Annotated in this window: 22 protein-coding genes; 8 read left to right on the plus strand and 14 right to left on the minus strand. The window is 27.7% G+C overall.

Annotated elements, in window-relative coordinates; translation table 11 throughout:
- Positions 1-6: 6 nt before the first annotated feature.
- The 4 genes from hisIE to ABVS04_RS01565 are packed head-to-tail and all read right to left on the minus strand — an operon-like array spanning position 7 to position 3,087.
- Complete coding sequence (gene hisIE / locus ABVS04_RS01550) at positions 7-690, minus strand: bifunctional phosphoribosyl-AMP cyclohydrolase/phosphoribosyl-ATP diphosphatase HisIE (protein WP_368028897.1); 684 nt, start codon at positions 688-690, stop codon at positions 7-9.
- Between the two features lie 12 nt (positions 691-702).
- Positions 703-990, minus strand: a complete 288-nt coding sequence (locus ABVS04_RS01555; protein ID WP_368028898.1) for a hypothetical protein — start codon at positions 988-990, stop codon at positions 703-705.
- A 45-nt stretch (positions 991-1,035) separates the two neighbouring features.
- Complete coding sequence (locus ABVS04_RS01560) at positions 1,036-2,121, minus strand: SPFH domain-containing protein (RefSeq protein ID WP_368028899.1); 1,086 nt, start codon at positions 2,119-2,121, stop codon at positions 1,036-1,038.
- Positions 2,122-2,166: 45 nt separating this feature from the next.
- On the minus strand, positions 2,167-3,087 hold the full coding sequence (locus tag ABVS04_RS01565) for a branched-chain amino acid transaminase (RefSeq protein ID WP_368028900.1): 921 nt from the start codon (positions 3,085-3,087) through the stop codon (positions 2,167-2,169).
- A gap of 143 nt (positions 3,088-3,230) precedes the next feature.
- Here ABVS04_RS01565 and ABVS04_RS01570 point away from each other — a divergent pair, with 143 nt between their 5' ends.
- Together ABVS04_RS01570 and ribA are read left to right on the plus strand one after the other, a co-directional pair.
- On the plus strand, positions 3,231-3,869 hold the full coding sequence (locus ABVS04_RS01570; protein WP_368028901.1) for a hypothetical protein: 639 nt from the start codon (positions 3,231-3,233) through the stop codon (positions 3,867-3,869).
- A 69-nt stretch (positions 3,870-3,938) separates the two neighbouring features.
- Positions 3,939-4,502: a GTP cyclohydrolase II gene (ribA, locus tag ABVS04_RS01575; RefSeq protein ID WP_368028902.1), complete on the plus strand. Its 564-nt coding sequence runs from the start codon at positions 3,939-3,941 to the stop codon at positions 4,500-4,502.
- 11 nt (positions 4,503-4,513) lie between these two features.
- Here the strand turns inward: ribA and ABVS04_RS01580 are convergent, their stop codons facing one another.
- The 3 genes from ABVS04_RS01580 to ABVS04_RS01590 are packed head-to-tail and all read right to left on the minus strand — an operon-like array spanning position 4,514 to position 6,937.
- Positions 4,514-5,332: a metal ABC transporter permease gene (locus tag ABVS04_RS01580; protein ID WP_368028903.1), complete on the minus strand. Its 819-nt coding sequence runs from the start codon at positions 5,330-5,332 to the stop codon at positions 4,514-4,516.
- Entirely contained in the window at positions 5,326-6,075 is a 750-nt protein-coding gene (locus ABVS04_RS01585; protein WP_368028904.1) for a metal ABC transporter ATP-binding protein, read from the minus strand. Before ABVS04_RS01585 ends, ABVS04_RS01580 begins: the two co-directional genes overlap by 7 nt.
- Positions 6,059-6,937, minus strand: coding sequence for a zinc ABC transporter substrate-binding protein (locus ABVS04_RS01590; RefSeq protein ID WP_368028905.1), 879 nt, complete (start codon positions 6,935-6,937; stop codon positions 6,059-6,061). Before ABVS04_RS01590 ends, ABVS04_RS01585 begins: the two co-directional genes overlap by 17 nt.
- Positions 6,938-7,071: 134 nt before the next feature.
- Between ABVS04_RS01590 and ABVS04_RS01595 the strand changes: the two genes are divergently transcribed.
- The 4 genes from ABVS04_RS01595 to ABVS04_RS01610 all read left to right on the plus strand — a co-directional run bounded on the left by ABVS04_RS01595 (position 7,072) and on the right by ABVS04_RS01610 (position 12,560).
- A complete protein-coding gene (locus ABVS04_RS01595) occupies positions 7,072-7,671 on the plus strand; it encodes a cyclopropane-fatty-acyl-phospholipid synthase family protein (RefSeq protein WP_368028906.1) in 600 nt (199 codons plus the stop codon).
- A 90-nt stretch (positions 7,672-7,761) separates the two neighbouring features.
- Positions 7,762-11,238 (plus strand): methionine synthase, encoded by a 3,477-nt coding sequence (gene metH / locus ABVS04_RS01600; RefSeq protein WP_368028907.1) that lies wholly within the window; start codon positions 7,762-7,764, stop codon positions 11,236-11,238.
- Positions 11,239-11,283: 45 nt separating this feature from the next.
- Positions 11,284-12,171 carry a DMT family transporter gene (locus ABVS04_RS01605; RefSeq protein ID WP_368028908.1) on the plus strand — a complete coding sequence of 296 codons (888 nt, stop codon included), beginning with the start codon at positions 11,284-11,286 and terminating at the stop codon, positions 12,169-12,171.
- Complete coding sequence (locus ABVS04_RS01610) at positions 12,168-12,560, plus strand: rhodanese-like domain-containing protein (protein WP_368028910.1); 393 nt, start codon at positions 12,168-12,170, stop codon at positions 12,558-12,560. Before ABVS04_RS01605 ends, ABVS04_RS01610 begins: the two co-directional genes overlap by 4 nt.
- A gap of 14 nt (positions 12,561-12,574) precedes the next feature.
- Here ABVS04_RS01610 and ABVS04_RS01615 read toward each other — a convergent pair whose 3' ends face one another.
- Positions 12,575-13,165 carry a DUF2238 domain-containing protein gene (locus ABVS04_RS01615; RefSeq protein ID WP_368028911.1) on the minus strand — a complete coding sequence of 197 codons (591 nt, stop codon included), beginning with the start codon at positions 13,163-13,165 and terminating at the stop codon, positions 12,575-12,577.
- Between the two features lie 64 nt (positions 13,166-13,229).
- On the opposite strand from ABVS04_RS01615, the gene ABVS04_RS01620 reads away from it, so the two are divergent.
- Complete coding sequence (locus tag ABVS04_RS01620) at positions 13,230-14,366, plus strand: iron-containing alcohol dehydrogenase (protein WP_368028912.1); 1,137 nt, start codon at positions 13,230-13,232, stop codon at positions 14,364-14,366.
- A gap of 44 nt (positions 14,367-14,410) precedes the next feature.
- Here the strand turns inward: ABVS04_RS01620 and ABVS04_RS01625 are convergent, their stop codons facing one another.
- A complete protein-coding gene (locus tag ABVS04_RS01625) occupies positions 14,411-16,873 on the minus strand; it encodes an ABC transporter substrate-binding protein (RefSeq protein WP_368028913.1) in 2,463 nt (820 codons plus the stop codon).
- Between the two features lie 177 nt (positions 16,874-17,050).
- Between ABVS04_RS01625 and ABVS04_RS01630 the strand changes: the two genes are divergently transcribed.
- Complete coding sequence (locus ABVS04_RS01630) at positions 17,051-17,545, plus strand: hypothetical protein (protein ID WP_368028914.1); 495 nt, start codon at positions 17,051-17,053, stop codon at positions 17,543-17,545.
- 21 nt (positions 17,546-17,566) lie between these two features.
- Here the strand turns inward: ABVS04_RS01630 and ABVS04_RS01635 are convergent, their stop codons facing one another.
- The 5 genes from ABVS04_RS01635 to ABVS04_RS01655 form a co-directional block, all read right to left on the minus strand.
- Positions 17,567-18,322 carry a tRNA (5-methylaminomethyl-2-thiouridine)(34)-methyltransferase MnmD gene (locus ABVS04_RS01635; RefSeq protein ID WP_368028915.1) on the minus strand — a complete coding sequence of 252 codons (756 nt, stop codon included), beginning with the start codon at positions 18,320-18,322 and terminating at the stop codon, positions 17,567-17,569.
- A 23-nt stretch (positions 18,323-18,345) separates the two neighbouring features.
- A complete protein-coding gene (locus tag ABVS04_RS01640; protein WP_368028916.1) occupies positions 18,346-18,789 on the minus strand; it encodes a hypothetical protein in 444 nt (147 codons plus the stop codon).
- 3 nt (positions 18,790-18,792) lie between these two features.
- Complete coding sequence (gene luxS / locus ABVS04_RS01645; protein WP_368028917.1) at positions 18,793-19,308, minus strand: S-ribosylhomocysteine lyase; 516 nt, start codon at positions 19,306-19,308, stop codon at positions 18,793-18,795.
- Between the two features lie 165 nt (positions 19,309-19,473).
- Positions 19,474-19,863: a hypothetical protein gene (locus ABVS04_RS01650; RefSeq protein ID WP_368028918.1), complete on the minus strand. Its 390-nt coding sequence runs from the start codon at positions 19,861-19,863 to the stop codon at positions 19,474-19,476.
- A 91-nt stretch (positions 19,864-19,954) separates the two neighbouring features.
- Complete coding sequence (locus tag ABVS04_RS01655) at positions 19,955-20,311, minus strand: hypothetical protein (protein ID WP_368028919.1); 357 nt, start codon at positions 20,309-20,311, stop codon at positions 19,955-19,957.
- Positions 20,312-20,337: the final 26 nt, after the last annotated feature.

Genomic DNA, 20,337 nt, shown 5'->3' on the forward strand with positions numbered 1-20,337 from the left:
AAAGTTTTACTTTTCTACTCTTGAGTTTTTTTCTTCAATTCCTGAAATCCCAAATCTTCTTGCCAATTCTTGTTTTACTCTATCTGGGCTTATATTTTTAGATGCAAGTGCAACTAGAACATGATATGTAATATCCGCTGCTTCATAGATGATTTCTTCTGTATCATCATCTTTTATTGCAAATGTAAATTCTCCTGATTCTTCAACAATTTTTTTAAGCATTGAATTTTGTTTACCTTGAAGAAGTTTTGCAGTATATGATTTACTTGGATCATCATTCTTTTTTTCTAAGATAGTATGATATAAAGTATCTATTACTCCATATGCACTACTTGTATCAATTTCAATATCACTAATAGTTTGATTAGTATTTAAATCAGTAAAGAAACAAGATTTTCTTCCTGTATGACAAGCAACACCTTCTTGATTTACTTTTAAAAGTATTGTATCATTATCGCAATCTACTAATATATTTACAATTTCTTGTAAGTGATTTGAGCTTTCACCTTTTTTCCAAAGTCTTTGCTTACTTCTACTATAATAATGAGCATAGTTTGTTTTGATTGTTAATTCTAAGGCTTCTTTATTCATATATGCTAACATTAAAACTTCGTTTGTAGTGGCATCTTGAGTAATAACTGGAATTAATCCATCCATCTTTTCCCAATCAATTTTATTTACTTGTTCCATAATCTTTTCCTTTTAAAAGTTTGTACCAATATCTAATTTTAAACTATCGATTGTCATCAATTCTTTATTGACATCTACATTAACTCCAAAATCATAAGTTGATTTTGAATCTTTATTTTTTGATTCACTATATTTATTTATTTCTTGATATTTTAAATTTTCATCATATTTAATAGGAGGTTTTATTTTTAGGATTGAATCTATATTTGTTTCTTGTTCTATAAAATTATCAATTGCATTTAAAGATAGATTACTTAAAAGAAATAGAACAAAAATAGATGAAATAGAATATTTTTTCATATTATTTTTACTTTGTCATAAAGAAGCAGTTTCCTGCTTCTTTTTTTATTGATTTATAGCTGCGTCTCTTGATTTATCTTTAGTGTCAACCCAAATATTTGGAGTAGAACCACCAGGTGTTAAGAAAATTTTAGCATCTTTGTTTTCTCTAAGTGCTTCATTGAATTTACCTTGAACTTCAATTTGTTGCATATGTAATAAACTTGGAGTTAAAGATTGTGCAATTGCTTTATTTGCTTCTGATTGTGCTTTTGCTTCAATAGTTACAGCATCTGCTTTTCCTTGAGCTTCAATTCTTTTTGCTTCTGCTTCTCCAGTTGCTTGAGCAGCTCTTTTTTCAGCCTCTTGTTTAGCTCTTAAAACTTCATATCTAACTCTCTCAGATTCTTGGTTTGCTATTTGAACTCTTTCAATTTGCTCTTTAATTTTTACTGGAAGTCCAATTTCTCTTAATTGAACTGATTCAATACTTACAGGTCTACCTTCAAGTGCTTCAATTTCTGCTCTAATACCATTTTCGATTAAAGTTGCAATTTCATTTCTTTTTGTTGGTAATTCTTCAGCGTTAAATCCTCCAACAACATTTCTTACAACATTTCTAACTACTGGGTTTACGATTTTATCTTCCCATGAAAGTCCCCATGTTGCAATTGTTGCAGGTGCTCCTGATGCTGTTAATCTATATTGAACAGTAAGTTCTATAGAAACAGGTAATCCTCTTGCATCTAAGATATTAATTGCAGGATTAATTTTAATACCTGAATCAAATCCACTCATTTCTTCAACACTTCTATAGTTTAATAATCTTACTTTTGTATCAACTATAATAACTTTTTGGAAAACAGGAATATATAAGTGAAAACCTGGATTTAAAGGCATTTCATCATATTTACCAGTTGTTGCTTTAATACCAACTTGACCTGATTCTATAATCACAAATGGTTTAAATATAAATAAAGCAGCAATAATAATGATTACTACGTATAACATTCCTGCTTTTTTACCAAAGTTTTTAAAAAATTCTGGTGTTTCAAATGGAGGTTGAAAGTTTCCTCCTCCACCATTATTATTGTTTCCACCACCACCGTTGTTCTGTTGTCTGTTTTTAAAATAGTCGTTATCTATTGGCATAATTTCCCTTGATTTAATTGTTTATTTAACTAATAATAATAAAGATTAGTTAACGTATGTTAAATACTTAATATATTTTTCATTTTTTCCAGCAACTACATCAAAGTACGCTGATTGTATTTTTTCTGTAATTGGCCCTCTTGAACCACATCCAATAATTCTTGCATCAACATCTCTAATTGGTGTAATTTCAGCAGCAGTTCCTGTAAAGAAAGCTTCATCTGCAATATAAATTTCTTCTCTTGAAATTCTTCTTCTAACAACTGGAATTCCCATGTCATTAGCTAAATCAATTACTGTTGCTTGTGTAATTGATTCTAAAGAGTTGTCATTTGGTGGAGAAATTAATACTCCATCTCTAACAATAAAGAAACAAGCACCACTAGCTTCAGCGATATAACCTTGGTCATCTCTTAGTAATGCTTCATCATATCCAGCTTCAACAGCTTCATATTTTGCCATTTGAGAGTTTAAGTAGTTTGCAACTGCTTTTGCTTTCCCCATACCTGAAGTATTTGGAGTTCTTGTCATTGATGATATTTTTACTCTAACACCTTTTTTAAGACCTTCTTCTCCTAAATAAGCTCCCCATTCCCAAGCAGAAACAGAAACTTTTACAGGTGCTTCTTTATGATATAATCCCATAACTCCATAACCTAAATAAACTAAAGGTCTAATATAGGCACCTTCAAATAATTCATTTTTTTGTAATAATTCTATTTGTGCTTTGTTTAATTCTTCAACCGTAAAAGGAACATTCATAAGTGTCATTTTTGAAGAGTTTAATAATCTTTTTGTATGTTCATTAAGTTTAAAAATAGCACATCTTCCATCTACTGTTTTATAAGCTTTAGTACCTTCAATAGCACCATTTCCATAGTGAAGTGTATGACTTAAAACATGCACTTTAGCATCATGCCAAGCTACAAATTCTCCATCCATCCATATATATTTTGCTTCAGTCATTTTATTAATTCCTAATGATTAAATTTTAAGTCTTTATTTTATCTAAGATATTATTAAAATTTACTCTTAAGAAAATGACTGTTAGACTTTTAATAAAAATAAATGGTATATTAAAAAAAAATAACTCTATAGGTGTAAGAAAAATGATATTAAAAAATGCGTTAATAATAGTTATATTATCTTTATTTATAACATCATGTACAACAAAGCAATATATAGAAAACAATAAGCTTGAGGCTCAAAAAAAAGTATTGAATAAAGAAAAAGAGTTAGAAAGAGAATCTGTAAATGATATGTTATTAAGTGATATTAATTATATTCTATTTTTATTGAAAAATGATGACTTAATTACATTGAATAATAGATTTATTAATGAAAAATATGGATTATTTGAAATTTATAAAAATAGTGAAAACAATAAAATATATTTTAATAAAAAATCACAAATAGAAGAAATAAGTACTGAAATAGATTCCTTTGAAATAAAACAAGAAGAGACTGTTTTTAATTGCAGTCCATATGATGATTCATATTATGGTTGGGATAAAGAGGGTGTTTTTTTAAGTGTTAATACAAAAACATATTTATCAGATATTATGAAACAAACAAATTTGCTTGCTATGAATACATATAGTGAAGAAGATTTGAAAATTGTTGATTTTATAGAAAAGACAAGCTATGAAGTAATTATTTCCCATAATATGGTTTTTTATATTACAAAAATAAACAAACAATGGTATATAACACTAATTGATAAAGTAAAAACAGATTGTAGTGAGTGATTTCTTATGCAACTAAGTTGCAAATAAGAATTACTTGCTAAAATTATGTAAAAAAAGTGAATAATTTATATGAATTTAGAAATATCAAAAATAGCAAACCTTCCCACAGAATATGGAAATTTTAAAATACAATCATTTAAAGAGGGAATAAAAGAGCATCTTGTAGTTTTTACTGAAAATATACCTCTAGTTCCAACTCTTAGAATTCATTCTGAGTGTTTAACAGGGGATGTATTTAAAAGCAAAAAATGTGATTGTGGAGAACAGTTGGATTATGCTTTAAAGCAAATCTCAAAAGATGGTGGTATGATAATTTATCTAAGACAAGAAGGTCGTGGTATTGGACTTCTAAATAAGGTAAATGCATATCATTTGCAAGATTTTGGACACGATACTATGAAGGCAAATGAACTTTTAGGTTTTAGGCAAGATTATAGAGATTATAAAATTGTAGATGAAATATTGCAATATTTTAATATTGAGAAAATTAATTTAATGACAAATAATCCTTTAAAATTAAATGCCTTAGAAAAAATAAAAATAGAAAAAAGAATCCCAATAGTGATGAATTCTTGTAAGTATAATTATGAATATTTAGAAGTAAAAAAAGATAGAATGGGACATCTTTTATAAGAGTAAAACTTTTAAATAAGTTTTACTCTTTTTTTGAAAAATTGAAAGATATTAATACAAAACATACAAACAGAGCTAACAAGTATAATTGAAGGCCCTGAACTTAAATCATAATTATATGAAACTATTAATCCGAAAATAGTAAATATCATAGAAAATAATCCTGAAACAATCATCATTTTAAAAAGTGTATTACAAAACTTTTGTGCAATATAAATAGGAATTGTAAGTAAAGCAATAACTAAAATAAGTCCAACAATTTTTATGGCAATTACAATACTAAGTGCAGATAAAATAAGAATAAGGGTATAAAATAATCTTGTTTTTACTCCTCTTAAATTTGCATATTCACTATCATATGAAACAGCTAAAATATCTCTATAAAAAAATAATAAAGATAAAACTATAAATATTAATAAAATAGACATAAATAAAATATCATCGCTATTTACAGCTAAAATAGAACCAAATAAATAACTCATTAAATTTGCACTATATCCAGGTGTTAAATCTGCAAGTAATATTCCAAAAGACATTCCAATTGCCCAAGTAAGTCCTATAATAGTATCAAGATTTTCTCTTTTTTGATAAGTTAAAATTGCTATTAAAATTGTAATTAATATAGAAAAAATAGAAGTTGATAGAAGCATTGGAATTCCAAAATAAATAGATAAACCAATTCCACCATAAGCACTATGGGCTATTCCCCCTGAAAGAAAAACCATTTTATTTACAACAATTAGTGAGCCTATGATTCCTGTTATGATACTTACTAAAACACCTGCAATTAATGCATTTTGAATAAAAGTATATGAAAGTGATTCTAGCATCTACATTTTCCTAACATTTCTAAAAGTTCAATTTCACATATATGTGATTCTATATTTTTAAACTCATTTTTCATTTTTGATAAATCATGATAAGTTAATCTTTTATTTATATAAACAGCTTTTGAAGCATATTTTAGAACAACAGAAATATCATGACTTATTACTACAATAGTGATCTCATTGTTTAAGTTTTCTAATGTTTGATATATTTGCTCACAACCTGTAATATCAATATTTGATGTTGGTTCATCTAAAAGTAAAATCTTTGGATTACAAAATAAAGCTCTTGCTATTAAAACTCTTTGTCTTTGTCCTCCTGATAAATTAGAAATTTTTGCATTTGCAAATTCTTTCATATTTACTTTTTCTAGAACTTCTAAGGCTTTTATCTTTTCATCTTTTTTATAACCAAATAGCCTTTTCTTGATATCATTTTGACCCATCATAACAACTTCAATAACACTAATTGGAAAGTTTAAATTGATATTTGTATTTTGAGGAACATATCCAATATTTGTAATTTCATCTAAAAGATTATTTTCAAATATTTTTATATTGCCTTGAGTTAAAGGATTTATTCCAAGAATTAGTTTGATAAGAGTAGATTTTCCTCCACCATTTGGACCTAAAATAGTAATAAAATCTTTTTCATTTATTTGAAGATTTATATCTTCTAGAACAAACTCTTTTTCATATTTGAAAAAGAGTTTGTCCATAGAGATTGCTTTATTTATTGTTTGCAATTGCATTTGCCATTTTGATTAGATTTTCTGACCAATCTTTAGCTAATGGTGTTTCTTTTAAAACTTTTATTTTTAATTCACTAGCTATAGTTTTAGCACTTTTATCTGAAAATTCTGCTTGAGTGAAAATTGCTTTTACATTTTCTTCTTTTGCTTCATCAATAATTTTTTGAAGAACTTTTGGTTTTGGCTCTTTCCCTTCAACTTCTATTGCTAACTGAATTAAATTATATTCATTAGCAAAATATCTCCATGAAGGATGAAATACCATAAATTTAGAATTTTCAGGTAATACAGATAATATTTCTTTTATTTTTTTATCAGTTTGGTTTATTTCTTCAATAAATTTTGAATAGTTTTTTTCAAAATATTCTTTATTTGAAGGATCAACTTCTACTAAAGTATCATAAATATTTTTTGCCATAATCTTAACATTTGAAGGACTTACCCATGTGTGGGGATCTTTTCCATGATGTTTATCTTCTTCATTTTCATGATTTTCTTCATGATGCTCATGCTCGTCATGATGGTGATCATGTTCTTTCATCTCAATATATTGTACATCTTTTGTCATTTCAACAAATTTCATATTTTTATTTTGATCTGCAAATTTATCAAGCCATGTTGCTTCAAACTCTAAGCCTATTGGGAAATAGATATTAGCATTTGAAATATCTTGCATTTGAGAGGGTTTTGGTTCATAAGAGTGTGGGTCGCTTCCTGGTTTTACCATTGTGCTTACTTTAACCTTATCTCCACCTATTTTTTCAACAAAAGTTTGTTGAGGTAATATACTCACAACAATATTTGTTTGTGCGTAAACAATATTTATTAAAAACAATATTGAAATTAATATTTTCATTTCCTACTCCTTTTTTGTTTGCAACTAAGTTGCATTTTTAGAATATTAATAAAATATAAATTAAACGCAACTTAGTTGCATTTAGCTTTTTTAAGATATAATAAAATTACAATAAAAATTAGAAGGGTAGAAAAATGAGCCAACAAATGTTTTGGAATAATAAGTTTTCGAAAGTTGATTATTTTTATGGGACAAAACCAAATGAATTTTTAGCTTCTAAATTAGATTTAATTAAAGATAAAAAAACACTTCTTTGTTTAGGTGAAGGAGAAGGAAGAAACGCAATATTTTTTGCACAAAATGGTTTAGAAGTGAGTGCTATTGATGCTTCAGATGTGGGTTTAGCAAAACTTGATTTAAAAAGTAAAGAAGAAAATCTTGATATAAAAACTATTTTTATGGATTTAAATCATTGGGAAGCAAAAGAAAAATATGATGTAATTGTGGCTTCATACTTACATATGTTTGAAAATGAAAGAGAAGAATTATTTAAAAAAATAGAAAATTCTTTAAATAAAGACGGCTATTTTATAGGAGAGTTCTTTTCAAAAAAACAATTATCATATGAAAGTGGTGGACCAAAAGATTTGGACTTACTTTATAGTTTAGAAGATTTCTCAAAAAGATTTACAAATTGTAAAAAAAATCTTAGTGAAGAAATAGTTACTTTAGATGAAGGAATTGGTCATCAAGGTGAGGCTTGTGTTATTAGAGTTGTTATTCAAAAAGTTTAAAACTTTTGTTTAACAGCTTTTTAACTACTATTTAAGTACACTCTTCAATAATAAATATCAAAAAATAATAAAAAAAATATAGAGAAATAAATGTTAGAAACAATCAAAGACATAATAAAAAATAGGGTTTTAGTAATAGATGGAGCTATGGGAACACAGCTTCAACTAGCAGACATAAAAGCAGAAGAATGGATTTATGAGGGTGCTGATTTAGAAGGTTGTAATGAACTTCTAAATTTAACTGCTCCTCATATTCTTGAAACTATTCATGATGACTATGCAAAAGCAGGTGCTGATTTAATAAGTACAAATACATTTGGTTCGATGCCATGGGTTTTAGATGAATATGATATTGGTCATACTTCATATGAACTTTCAAAGCTTGGAGCACAACTTGTAAAAAAATCTTGTGAGAAGTATTCAACTCCAGAAAAACCAAGATATGTTTTAGGATCTATTGGACCTGGAACTAAACTTCCATCATTAAATCATATTAAATATGATGAAATGTATGAAGGTTATAAAATCATGGCACAAGGGCTTGCTGATGGTGGATGTGACATTTTTTTACTTGAAACTTGTCAAGATCCACTTCAAATAAAAGCAGCACTTCATGCACTAAATGACACAGCACCACAAATACCAATTATGGTATCTGTGACTATTGAAATGTCTGGAACCATGTTAATTGGAACTGATGCTTTAACAATTGCAGCTATTATGGCTCCATTTAATATTTTATCTTTAGGATTTAACTGCGGAACGGGTCCAAAACAAGTTCATAAACATGTTAAAACTTTAAGTGAAGTTTGTAGATTCCCAATATCTGTTCATGCAAATGCAGGACTTCCCCAAAATAAAGGTGGAAAAACTTACTATCCAATGGGACCTGATGAGTTTGTAAATTTACAAAAAGAATTTTTAAATATAAATGGTGTTGCATTTTTAGGTGGTTGTTGTGGTACTACACCTGAGCATATCGAATCTTTAGCAAAGGCAATTGAAGGAAAAATACCTTTAAAACCTTCTGGATTTTTAAAAGCATCTTTAGCTTCACTTTTTGGAACAATGCCTTTAAAACAAGAACCAGCTCCACTATTAATTGGTGAGCGTTCAAATGCAACAGGTTCAAAAGCTTTTAGAGAGCTATTAAAAGCAAATGATTATGAAGGAACATTAAGTGTTGGTCAACAACAAGTTCGAGCAGGGGCTCACGTAATTGATGTTTCAGTAGGATTTGCAGGACGTGATGAAAGAGCTGATATGGATGCTGTAACTGCTCTTTATTCTCAAAAAGTTGCACTTCCTTTAATGCCAGATTCAACTCAAATATATGCACTTGAAGCAGCTCTTAAGCAAATAGGTGGACGAGCTATTATAAATTCAGTTAACCTTGAAGACGGTGAAGAAAAATTTGATGCGGTTTGTAAACTTGCTAAAAAATTTGGAGCCGCACTTGTTTGTCTTGTAATTGATGAAGTTGGAATGGCAAAAACTAAAGAAGATAAAATTAGAATAGCTGAGAGAATTTTTGATTTATGTGTAAATAGACATGGTTTTGATCCACATGATTTAGTGTTTGATATGCTTACATTTACTATTGGTTCAGGTGATGATGAATATAGAACAGCAGGTGTTGAAACACTAGAAGCTATACGTGAATTTCAGATTTTACATCCTGAAGTTGGAACTACATTAGGGCTTTCAAATATCTCTTTTGGACTTGATATAAAAGCAAGAATTTATCTGAACTCTATTTATCTTGACCATTGTGTAAGAGCTGGTTTAACATCTGCTATTGTAAATGTTAAACATATTATTCCTCTAAATAAAATAAGTGAAGAAGATAGAACAGCTTGTGATAATCTAATATTTAATAATCACGAAAATGGTGACCCTTTATTTGCCTTTATTGAACACTTCTCAAATGTAGAAGCACAAGAAGAGCAAACAGATGAAGAGTATCAAAATATGCCTCCTCTTGAAAAGGTGCAAAAGCTTTTACTTGATGGAGATAAAGATAGATTATTACCACTTGTTGAAGAATTAAGACATAGTGTAAATCCAGAAGTTATTGTAAATGAATGGCTAATTGATGGTATGAAAATCATTGGAGAGTTATTTGGATCTGGACAAATGCAGTTACCATTTGTACTTCAAAGTGCTGAAACTATGAAAGCTACCGTTGATGCTCTTAATCCATATTTACCAAAAGAGGAAAAAGAGAGTGAAACAACATTGATTCTTGGAACTGTAAAGGGTGATGTTCATGATGTTGGTAAAAACTTAGTTGATATTATATTATCAAACAATGGATTTAAAGTTGTAAATGTAGGTATTAAAGCAGGACTTGATACTTTTATTGACAAATTACAAGAGCATAAAGCTCATGCTATTGGAATGAGTGGATTACTTGTAAAATCAACAGCAGTTATGAAAGAAAATCTAGAAGAGCTTCAAAGAATGGGAATAAAAGTTCCTGTTCTTTTAGGTGGGGCTGCTTTAACTAAAAACTTTATAGATGAGTACTGCCGACCATTTTATGATGGTCCGATTTTTTATTGTAGAGATGCCTTTGATGGTGTTGTATCTATGCAAAGAATTGAAAAAGGTGATGAAAATAATACAGCTTTAGCAGCAGATTTAATTAAAATAATTGATACAAGCGATAGAGTGGAAGAAGAAGCTGTTGTTATTCCTCCTTATGAAGAGATTCCACTTCCAGCAGCCAATACATTTACTTTCCCTCCTATTTGGGATAGGGTTTCAAGAACAGGCGCAAAACTTGATAAAGAACTTATTTTTAAATGGATAAATCATAGAGTTTTATTTAGACAAAGATGGGGATATAAAAGAGGAAAACAAGATTCTGCTAAATTTTTAAAATATGAAGAAGAAGTAGTTGAGCCTACATATCAAGCTTTAAAAGCAGAATTAATTGATAATGATATTTTTGATCCAATTGCTATTTATGCTTATTATCCTTGTATATCGCACGATAATAAACTTTATATTTTTGATAAAAAACATCTGTTTAATTCACTTGAAGAATCAAAAAATGTACCACCATTAAGTGAAGCTATAAAAGTATTAGAATTTCCTAGACAAAAAAGAAAACCATTTAGATGTATTCCTGATTTCTTTGCAAATGATAGACTTGACGTGGTTGCCTTTACCCTTGCTAGTGCTGGACTTAAAATATCTGATTATGAAAGAAGTATTTATGATAAAGGTGAGTTTACAAAATATTATCAAGTTCATGGACTGGGAGTAGAACTTGCTGAAGCCTTAGCTGAGGTTTTACATAAACAAATCAGACTTGATTTAGATATCGTGCCAAAAGAAGGTCATACTTTAAATGATGTTCAAATGAAACAATATGTAGGTTGTAGATACTCTCCTGGATATGCTGCTTGTCCTGATTTAGCAATGAATAGAGATATTTTTGATTTATTAAAACCAGAAGAGTTTGGAATAGAATTAAGTGAGACTTTTCAAATGCATCCCGAACAAACAACTTGCGCAATAGTTGTAACTCACAAAGAAGCAAACTACTACAATATCTAAGAAAAGGATTTTTTCCTTTTCTTGTAAACTCCTACAGGAACAATCTTGTCAAATATTTCAATAATATCAACCATGTCAAATAACGCAAAAGGTTTAATGTTAACTTCTCTTGGTATTTTTATTATGAGTGTAGAATCACTTATGATTAAATATACAACAATATCTTCATTTGTCTTTTCATTTTATTTAGGAATTTTTATCTTTGCTTCTATGCTTGGAAGCTTGATGTTTAAGAAAAAAAATTATGTTAAAAATGCTTTTAAATCATCATATATTTTTTTAATTGCTTGTGCTACTATGATGGCTGTTTCAAATATATTTTTTATAACAGCTGTAAAAACAACAAGCGTTGCAAATGTTGTGATAATCTTTAGTACAGCTGCTTTATTTTCATCACTTATTGCATTTATCTTATATAAAGAAAAAATGAGTAAAAATATATTGTATGCGTCATTTTTTATGTTTATTGGGCTTTTTATAATCTTTTCCGATGAGCTTAGTTTAGGAAGTATAGAAGGAAATATTTATGCACTTCTTTGCACTATTCTTTTTTCTGTTTCTTTTGTATTGCTTGCAAAATATAAAAAAATGGATAGAATGATTTTAACGGCATTAAGTGGAATAGCTTTGAGTATGATTGCTTATTTTCTAAGTGATAATCTGAAAATAGATACAACAAACTTATTAATCGTAATGTCAATGGGATTAGTAATTTCATCATTTTCAAGAGTTTTAATAGGAAATGGAGCAAAATATATAAGTGCAAGTGAAGTGAGTCTTTTAATGTTAATAGAAACAATAATGGCACCCATTTGGGTATGGATATTTTTAAATGAAATCCCAAGTTCAAATACATTTATTGGTGGAAGTATTATTATTCTTACTTTGATAATCAATTCATTATATACTTTAAAAAAAGAGGAAATAGTATGACACAAATAGAATTTTATGAAGCAAAACTTGCTTTTGAAACAGACTCTTGGGATCTTTTTGAAGCTATAAGTAAAGGTAGTGACACAATTGTTATTGATGCAAGATCAAAAGATGCCTATGAGTTTGAACATATTCCAAATGCTATAAATATTCCACATAGAACAATGACGATAGAAAATATAAGCAATCTTGATAAATCAAAAAACTATGTAACATATTGTGATGGAATAGGTTGCAATGCATCTACAAAAGGTGCTTTAAATATGTCTAAACTTGGCTTTAAAACAAAAGAACTCTTAGGTGGTCTTGATTGGTGGAAAAGAGATGGTTATGAAACAAGCGGAAAAAATGCAAAAGCGGGAACAAGTATTTCTTGTGGATGTAATTAATATAGGATAAACAACTAAATATTTTTTAGTTGTTTATCATGGTATTTTCTTAGTAATAATAAAGCTAAAATAGCTCCAAATAAAGCCCACGCCATATCACTTTGAGTATCCCAAATATATCCTTGTGTTCCTAAAAAATCATCAGCTGAATCATTTGCAATAAGTGCAATCCACCACTCAGCTAGTTCATAAAAAGCAGAAAAAGCTAAACAAAAACAAATTATAAAAAAGTTTCTCCATGCTTCAATATTTATTATATTTTTTCTAATAAGTATTTCTCTTGCAACCATTGCTGGAATAAAACCTTGTGCTAAATGACCAACTTTATCATAGTTATTTCTGCTTTGATTAAATACTTCTTTTATATAATCAAACAAAGGTACTTCTGCATAAGTATAATGACCACCTACCATTAAAATTAAACAATGAATTAAAATCAAAGTATAAATTAAAGGTGTAAATTTAAAGCTTCTATAAGTAAAAGTCAAAATTATTAAAGCAAGTATTGCAGGTGTAACTTCTAAAAACCAAGTGAAGTAATCCTTTGGATTAATGACTGACCATATAAAAATAGTAGAGTATAAAAGTAGAAATATTTTTATCATTGTAATCCTTTGTAATGCAAATTATCCTATAATAATACTTTAAAATTATCATAAAGGATTTTATATGAAATACTCATACTTCAACCCAACTGCTATACAGTTTGGAGAAGGTCAGATTAAAACAATTGTAAATTTTATTTCAAAAGACCAAAAGATACTAGTAGTTTATGGTGGGGGATCGATTAAAAAAAATGGAGTTTATGATCAAGTTTGTACTGCTCTAGAAGGATATATATGGAGTGAATTCTCAGGAGTTGAGCCAAATCCTAGTGTTGAGACTTTAAATAAAGCAGTTGCTATAATCAAAAATGAAAAAATAGATTTTATTTTAGCTGTTGGTGGTGGTTCTGTTATTGATGGATGTAAATATCTAGCAGCAGCTGCACTTTATGATGGTGATGGATGGGATTTTTTAGAAGGAAAAGTTGTTGAGAAAGCTCTTCCTATGGGAGCTATTTTAACACTCCCTGCAACAGGAAGTGAATCAAATGCAAATACTGTAATTTCAAAAAAAGCAACAAATGAAAAGAAATATTTTGGGTCACCACTTTTATATCCTAAGTTTGCTGTTTTAGACTCAACAGTTATGAGTACACTTGATGATAGACAATTAGCAAATGGTTTAGTAGATGCTTTTGTTCATACTTGTGAACAATATTTAACATATCCAAATACATCACTTTTACATGATGGATATGCTCAAACTATTTTAAAAGGTTTACATGTATTAGCACAAGATTGGCAAAATAGAAAAACGCCTTTATGGCAAGAAAATCTTATGTTATTAGCAAATCAAGCATTAAATGGATTTATAGGTTCCGGTGTTCCTCAAGATTGGGCAACGCACATGATAGGTCATGAAATAACAGCATTTTATGGACTTGATCATGCTCAAAGTTTAGCGACAGTTCAACCACATCTTTTAAGAGTTATGATTGAAGATAAACAAGAAAAATTAACTCAAATGGGAAAAGAAGTTTTTAATATGCCACATAATTATGAAATGGTAATCGAAGCAATTGAATATATGTATCAAAGTATTGGAGTTCCAACAAAATTAAGTGCTTATAAAACAGATGATAAAGTTATTGAAAATATCACAAAAGCTCTTGAAGGTCATGGCCTGACAGCACTTGGTGAAAAAGAAAATATTACTTTAGATAAAGTTGCAGAAATTTTAACTATGTCTTTAAAAGCATAAATTACTCTTCAAAAGAAGGTTTTCTTCTTTTGAATTATTAAAAATCAAGATTCTTTAATAGGCAAAATTATCTGAAATAAAGCACCTTTATATTCTTTATTATTAAATTTGAAAGTGCTATTCTTAGCACTTATCTCACCATCTAAATGCTTCTCAACAATAAGTTTACTCATATATAAACCTATTCCTGTTCCATTAAATTGGTGTTTTGTAGTGAAGTATGGTTCAAATATTTTATCAATAATAGTTTCATCTATTCCACCTGCATTATCTCTAATTGTAATTACAATTTTCCCATGAAGTTTTTTTACTTTTACAATAACTAGTTTTTCAGAATCTTTATTATCAAGAGCATCTTTAGCATTGATTAATATATTCATTAAAACTTGAATAAGTTCATTTTCAAATGATGTAAAAGTTATGGTTTTAATATCTCTAATAACTGTTATAGAACTTTTTGCAAAAGTAGCATTTATCAAATCAAATACTTTAGATAAAGTATTTCTAATATCTAAAGAAGAAGAAATTTTATCTTTACTAAAGAAGTTTCTAAAATCTTCAATTGTATTTGATAAGTATTGAGTTGCATTTTTTATATGCCTAAGGGAATCATTAATTTCTTCATCACTTAAGAGTCCATACTCTTTTTTTATTTCCATACCAGAGGCACAAACACTTATTGTTGAAAGTGGTTGTCTCCATTGGTGAGCTATATTTTCTAGCATTTCACCCATAGATGCCATTCTTGATTGTTGAATTGAAATTCTATTTTTTTCTTCATTTTTTTCCATTTCAATTTTAATCTTTTCATTAAGCTCTTCATTCATTTTTTTTAGTAAATATTGTCTATAAATAAGAATTAAAATAAATATTAGTAGTAAAATAGCCATAGAGAATTTGTTAAACAAAACATAATTATCTTCTTTTTGATAATTTACATATATCCATTTATTGTAGATGTCTTGTCTTTGTTTTTCGCTAATTGAAAGTAGTGCTTTTTCAAGAATATCATTTAATAATGGCTCATCATTTCTTGAAGCAATTGATCCTTGAACATTTTCATCAAGTTTTGCAATAATTTTTATTTGACCAATATAATCTTTTTGAATTGTATATCCAAGCGTAGTTAGATTTTCTAAAAAACCATCTATTTTTCCCTTTTGTATTTGCGCTAAACCATCTTTTATATTTTTTACTTCTATGAAAGTGATATTTTTATATTTATTTTCTAATAGTTCTTTAAATGCATAATCTTTTACTAAACCAATTTTTTTATTTTTTATTTGAGTAGCATCTTCAACAAATGCAGCATCAATATTTCCTGCAATCACAAGAGGAAGTTTTATATATGAAGATGTAAAATTTAAGTATTTGCTTCTATCTTGAGTTTCAACCATCAAGGGTATGAAATCGCAAACTTTTTCTTTACTAAAATTTAGTGTTTCTGACCAGTTTTTTGTTTGAATTAAATTAATAGGAATATTTATTTTTTCTTTAATAATTCTTGTATATTCAGCGGACATCCCAATATGTTTGCCATTTTCGATTTTTTCAAATGGCATCCAATCTGGATCTATACATATATTTAATTGTTTTTTATTATGTAAATAGGAATTTTCTTTTTGATTTAATGAGAATGAATTGTCAAGATGATCTTTGTAAATTATATCATCTAGATTTGTAGGATTTTTTATTAATCCCATTATTTTATAACTATTGATTATTAAATTCATTCTATCTTTTGTTATAGTTCCGATTTTTCCATCTTTGTCATAGATTAATTTTTTCATTTCATTTGCTTCATAAATTAGACTGTCTAAACTTTTATTTTGAGGATTGTATTTTTCATATATTAGTTTTGCAATTTCTTCAATATTATTAAAAGAGTATTCAAACCCTTTTATACTTGCAGAATAAAAATCTTTTACAAGTTTTGGGTTATTGTTTGCAAACTCTTTAGAGGTGAAAATAAGATCATCATAAAAATCAAATCCATAATCTTTTGGATTAAAAATTTTTGTTATATAACCTTTTTCTTTTAAAAGAAATAGTTCATTTGTTGAATATGCTGACATAACATCAGCTTTTTTATCAATTAAATCATCAATTTTAAAAGTATGAGGAATAAAAGTTAAATAATTTGAATCAATATCTTGATTTTTGAACATAGAACGAAAAATTGCAAAATCTTTTTGGTTATTTGCAAGCATTATTTTTTTATCTAACATGTCTTTTAAACTATTTATTTCAGAATCTTTAAGAGAAATTAGAATTAGTGGAGAGGATTGGAAAATAGTTCCTAATAAAACAATATCTTTTCCATTTATTTTGTCTATAATTAATGATGATGAGTTAATTCCAAAGTCAGCGTGACCTTCTAATACAGTATCTGTTAAATCTATATTTTGATTGTATTTCTTTATTTCAACATCAAGCCCTACATCTTTATAGAAACCTTTTTCTTTTGCGGCATAAAACCCTGCGAATTCAAATTGATCTAGCCACATTAGTTGTATGGATGTTTTTTGTAAATCTGCAGCATTTAAAGAAGATAAAATTAGTAATGATAAAATTAATTTTAATAGTTTTTGAATTTGAAAACCTTTTAATAATTTTTTTACTTAATTAACACAATATTATAACAAACTAAGATAAAATATACATCATTAATTTTAGGAATTATTATGTCTAAAGAAAAAACAATAAAAAACAGAATATTAGAGTATATATATATTATTTCAAAGCAACCAATATTACTAAAAGATTTATTAGTCGCAAATAGACAGTATTTAGATGGAATGCATGTAGATCCTTCAAAGCTTGGATTTAGAACAAGATTAACAAGAGCATATATTGTATATATTGCTTTAGTATTAGCAATCATCGTACCTATTTCTTTATTAACTCATAAGCCATTGGCTAAAATAGATGCGCATATTTCAATTATTGGGGCTATGATTATAACAGCAGCTATTTTTATGGGATTTAATTTTTTTAGAGATAGAATAAGAGATAGTATTACAAAAGAATTAATTCAAAGATCATGGAAATTACGTTTCCCATATTTTTCTTATGAAGAATATGCTACAAAAGTAGATGTAATTTTTGAAAAAGCAATGAAAGAAGAAATAGCTAAAAGAGATTTAGAAAAATATATTTTAGATAATCTTTCAAAATAAAAAAGTAGAAAAGTAGTTTCTCTAAACTACTTTATCATACAAAGCAAGAGCTTCTTTATTTCTTTCTTTTTTTAAAACCATATCCACAAACTTTCCTATAACTTCTTGTTTTTGTTTTACAGCTAAGGTGATTTTTCGTTTCACTGGTCTATGTTCATAGATAAAAAATCCAGCTTCATTCATGGAAAGTCTAATAGGAGTTGCAATTGCGTATGAACTCATAATACAGTCATCTTTACAAAGTTTATAAATATCATCAAAATACTCTTTTGTCCAAAGCTCAAAATTTACATCACTTGAAAAAGCATCTTGATAAACTATGTCAAAGAACTCTTTAGATAAAGACTTTATATACTTTCTAGCATCTCCAATAAAGACTTCTATATTGATATTATCATCACTATATTTACCTGTTTGTGCAACAGCTTTTATAATATGTTTTATATTTTCAAACTCTTTAGGGAAATCAAAAGAATCAAGTGATTTTACAAGGTTACCATCAAGTTCAGGTGAATAAATGTTTATCTTTACATCAAGATTATTTTCAAGAATATAATAAATAGTAGAGAAAGTGTTATATCCAATACCAAAACAAATATCCAAGATATTTAACTCTTTTTTATTTTTATGAAAAGTAAAAGCTGGAATGATATGTTTTGTTAAAGATTCATCTATAGCGCCATCATCTGGATTGTGATAGTGTTGATTGTATTTTTGTGAGAATAAGGTATTTGAACCATCTTTTGTGGTTACTAGGCTATTTGTATTGTCTTGCAAGATTACTTTTTCTCTTTTCTATTTTATAGCCCATTATCCCAATGGTGCATTTTTTTTGCAGTGAAAATATATGTATCATCAAAAAGTTCAATACAATTTGGTGCTTGAAAACCTATATTTTCTAATAAGTCTAAAAGTTCGTATCTATTGTCATTTGATATTTTTTCAAGGATGATTATATTTCCTGAGTTTTCGATTGCTTTGTACATTAGTTTTAAAATAGCTTCTTGATCTGAACAGAATGTTAGAATATTTCCTAAAACTATATATTCATATTCTCTAGCAGTTGCTCTAAGTTTTGCAGAGTTTTCATCAATAAAAGGAATATATTTTATATTCCCTTCATTTTGAGCTCTTACTTCTTCAAGTGCAGAGTCAACAAGACCTAAAGAGTTATCAATATGCAAAATAGCGATATTGGTATATTCTGCAAACAACTCTTTAAAAAGTTTTAACTTTTGTTGCACTTTTTAGTTTCCTAAAGCGTTTAGTTTTTCATCACTAAGATATAATTCTTCATTTGACATAACACCAATATCAGATTTTAAAATATCTCTTGCAATATCTTTTGCTTCATCAAGGGAATGCATAGCACAAGTTCCACATTGGTAGATATTTAATTCTGGAATATCTTCTTGTTTTTCAACAGCAAGTACATCTTCCATAGCTGCTCTCCAAGCTGCTCCCACTGTTTTTTCATCTGGATTACCAAGTAAACTCATATAAAAACCAGTTCTACAACCCATTGGTGAAACATCAATGATTTCAACAGTGTCTGAATTTAAATGATTTCTAATAAATCCAGCAAATAAATGCTCTAATGTATGAATACCTTTTTCACTTAACATAGATTGATTTGGCACGCAAAATCTTAAATCAAAAACAGTGATAATATCTCCTGAAGGTGATTTCATAGTTTTTGCAACTCTTACAGCAGGTGCTGGCATGATAGTATGGTCAACTTTAAAGCTATCTAATAATGGCATTGTAATTTCCTTTTTAATTGTATATAAATTTTATTCAATTTTTTTGTTTTTTAATAAGTGATGATTGTATCAAAAGTTTGTTAATTAGGATATAAAATAAGAATTATCAATGATATTTACGAAAATTAAGACTTATTCAAGCAATTCTTTTATGTACAAACAAATCTAGTTGATTGTTTGATAATTTTCAATCAACGAGTTTAAATATTTTGTAGCAATAACTTTTTGGTAGTAAACATAAGCAACTACTAGAATAACTCCTAATCCATATGTTAGGACAATAGCAAGTATTATAACAATAGCTATAATCAAAGTATCTTGTAACTCTGCATCTATTTGAAGCGTAGACTCTTTTTTATTGGATAGGATTTTTGCAGATAAGTTGTATTTTAAAAGGGTGTTTATATGGCATTTTTTTATTGATAATTCTTCTCTTGTGATTTCATTTTCATAATCTTTATCTTTTAGAAGTCGTTTCTTTATGAATTCAAATAAATCTTTATTTGTTTTTCTTAGTTTAATTTTTTTATTGATTTGAACATCAAATATTCCCATATTTAAACCCTTTTTTTATTTTTAGTATATCAAAACATAGAGTTATTAAAATGCTTATTTTGTATATAAAATATACTATTGTATACTTATATTAAATATTAAGATTTTGCCTAACCATCGATTTATAAGTTTTCATATGAACTTTTAGCATACTTGGAATGATTTCTAATCTGCATGCATGAACTATACTTGCAAGTTCTGGTTTAGAATAAATAGTAGTTCTATTTCTTGCTGTTTTAATTAGGTGATTTACATCATCATCTAGCTCAATATCCTCTCTATCACAAATCGCATCATAGACATTAAAAAATATTTCTCTATCATGTGCTGTCATTTGGCAGCTGTCATCTAGCATTTTAAGAGCTAATTTTGAAGCATATTCGATATCTATATTTCTAAAATCATAAGTTAGTGCCCACTCATAGGCTTTTTCGAAAATATTATGCATATAAAATCCTTTGGACTTTATATGCA

This window comes from Arcobacter sp. s6 (assembly GCF_040884245.1).
Classification (GTDB): domain Bacteria; phylum Campylobacterota; class Campylobacteria; order Campylobacterales; family Arcobacteraceae; genus Aliarcobacter.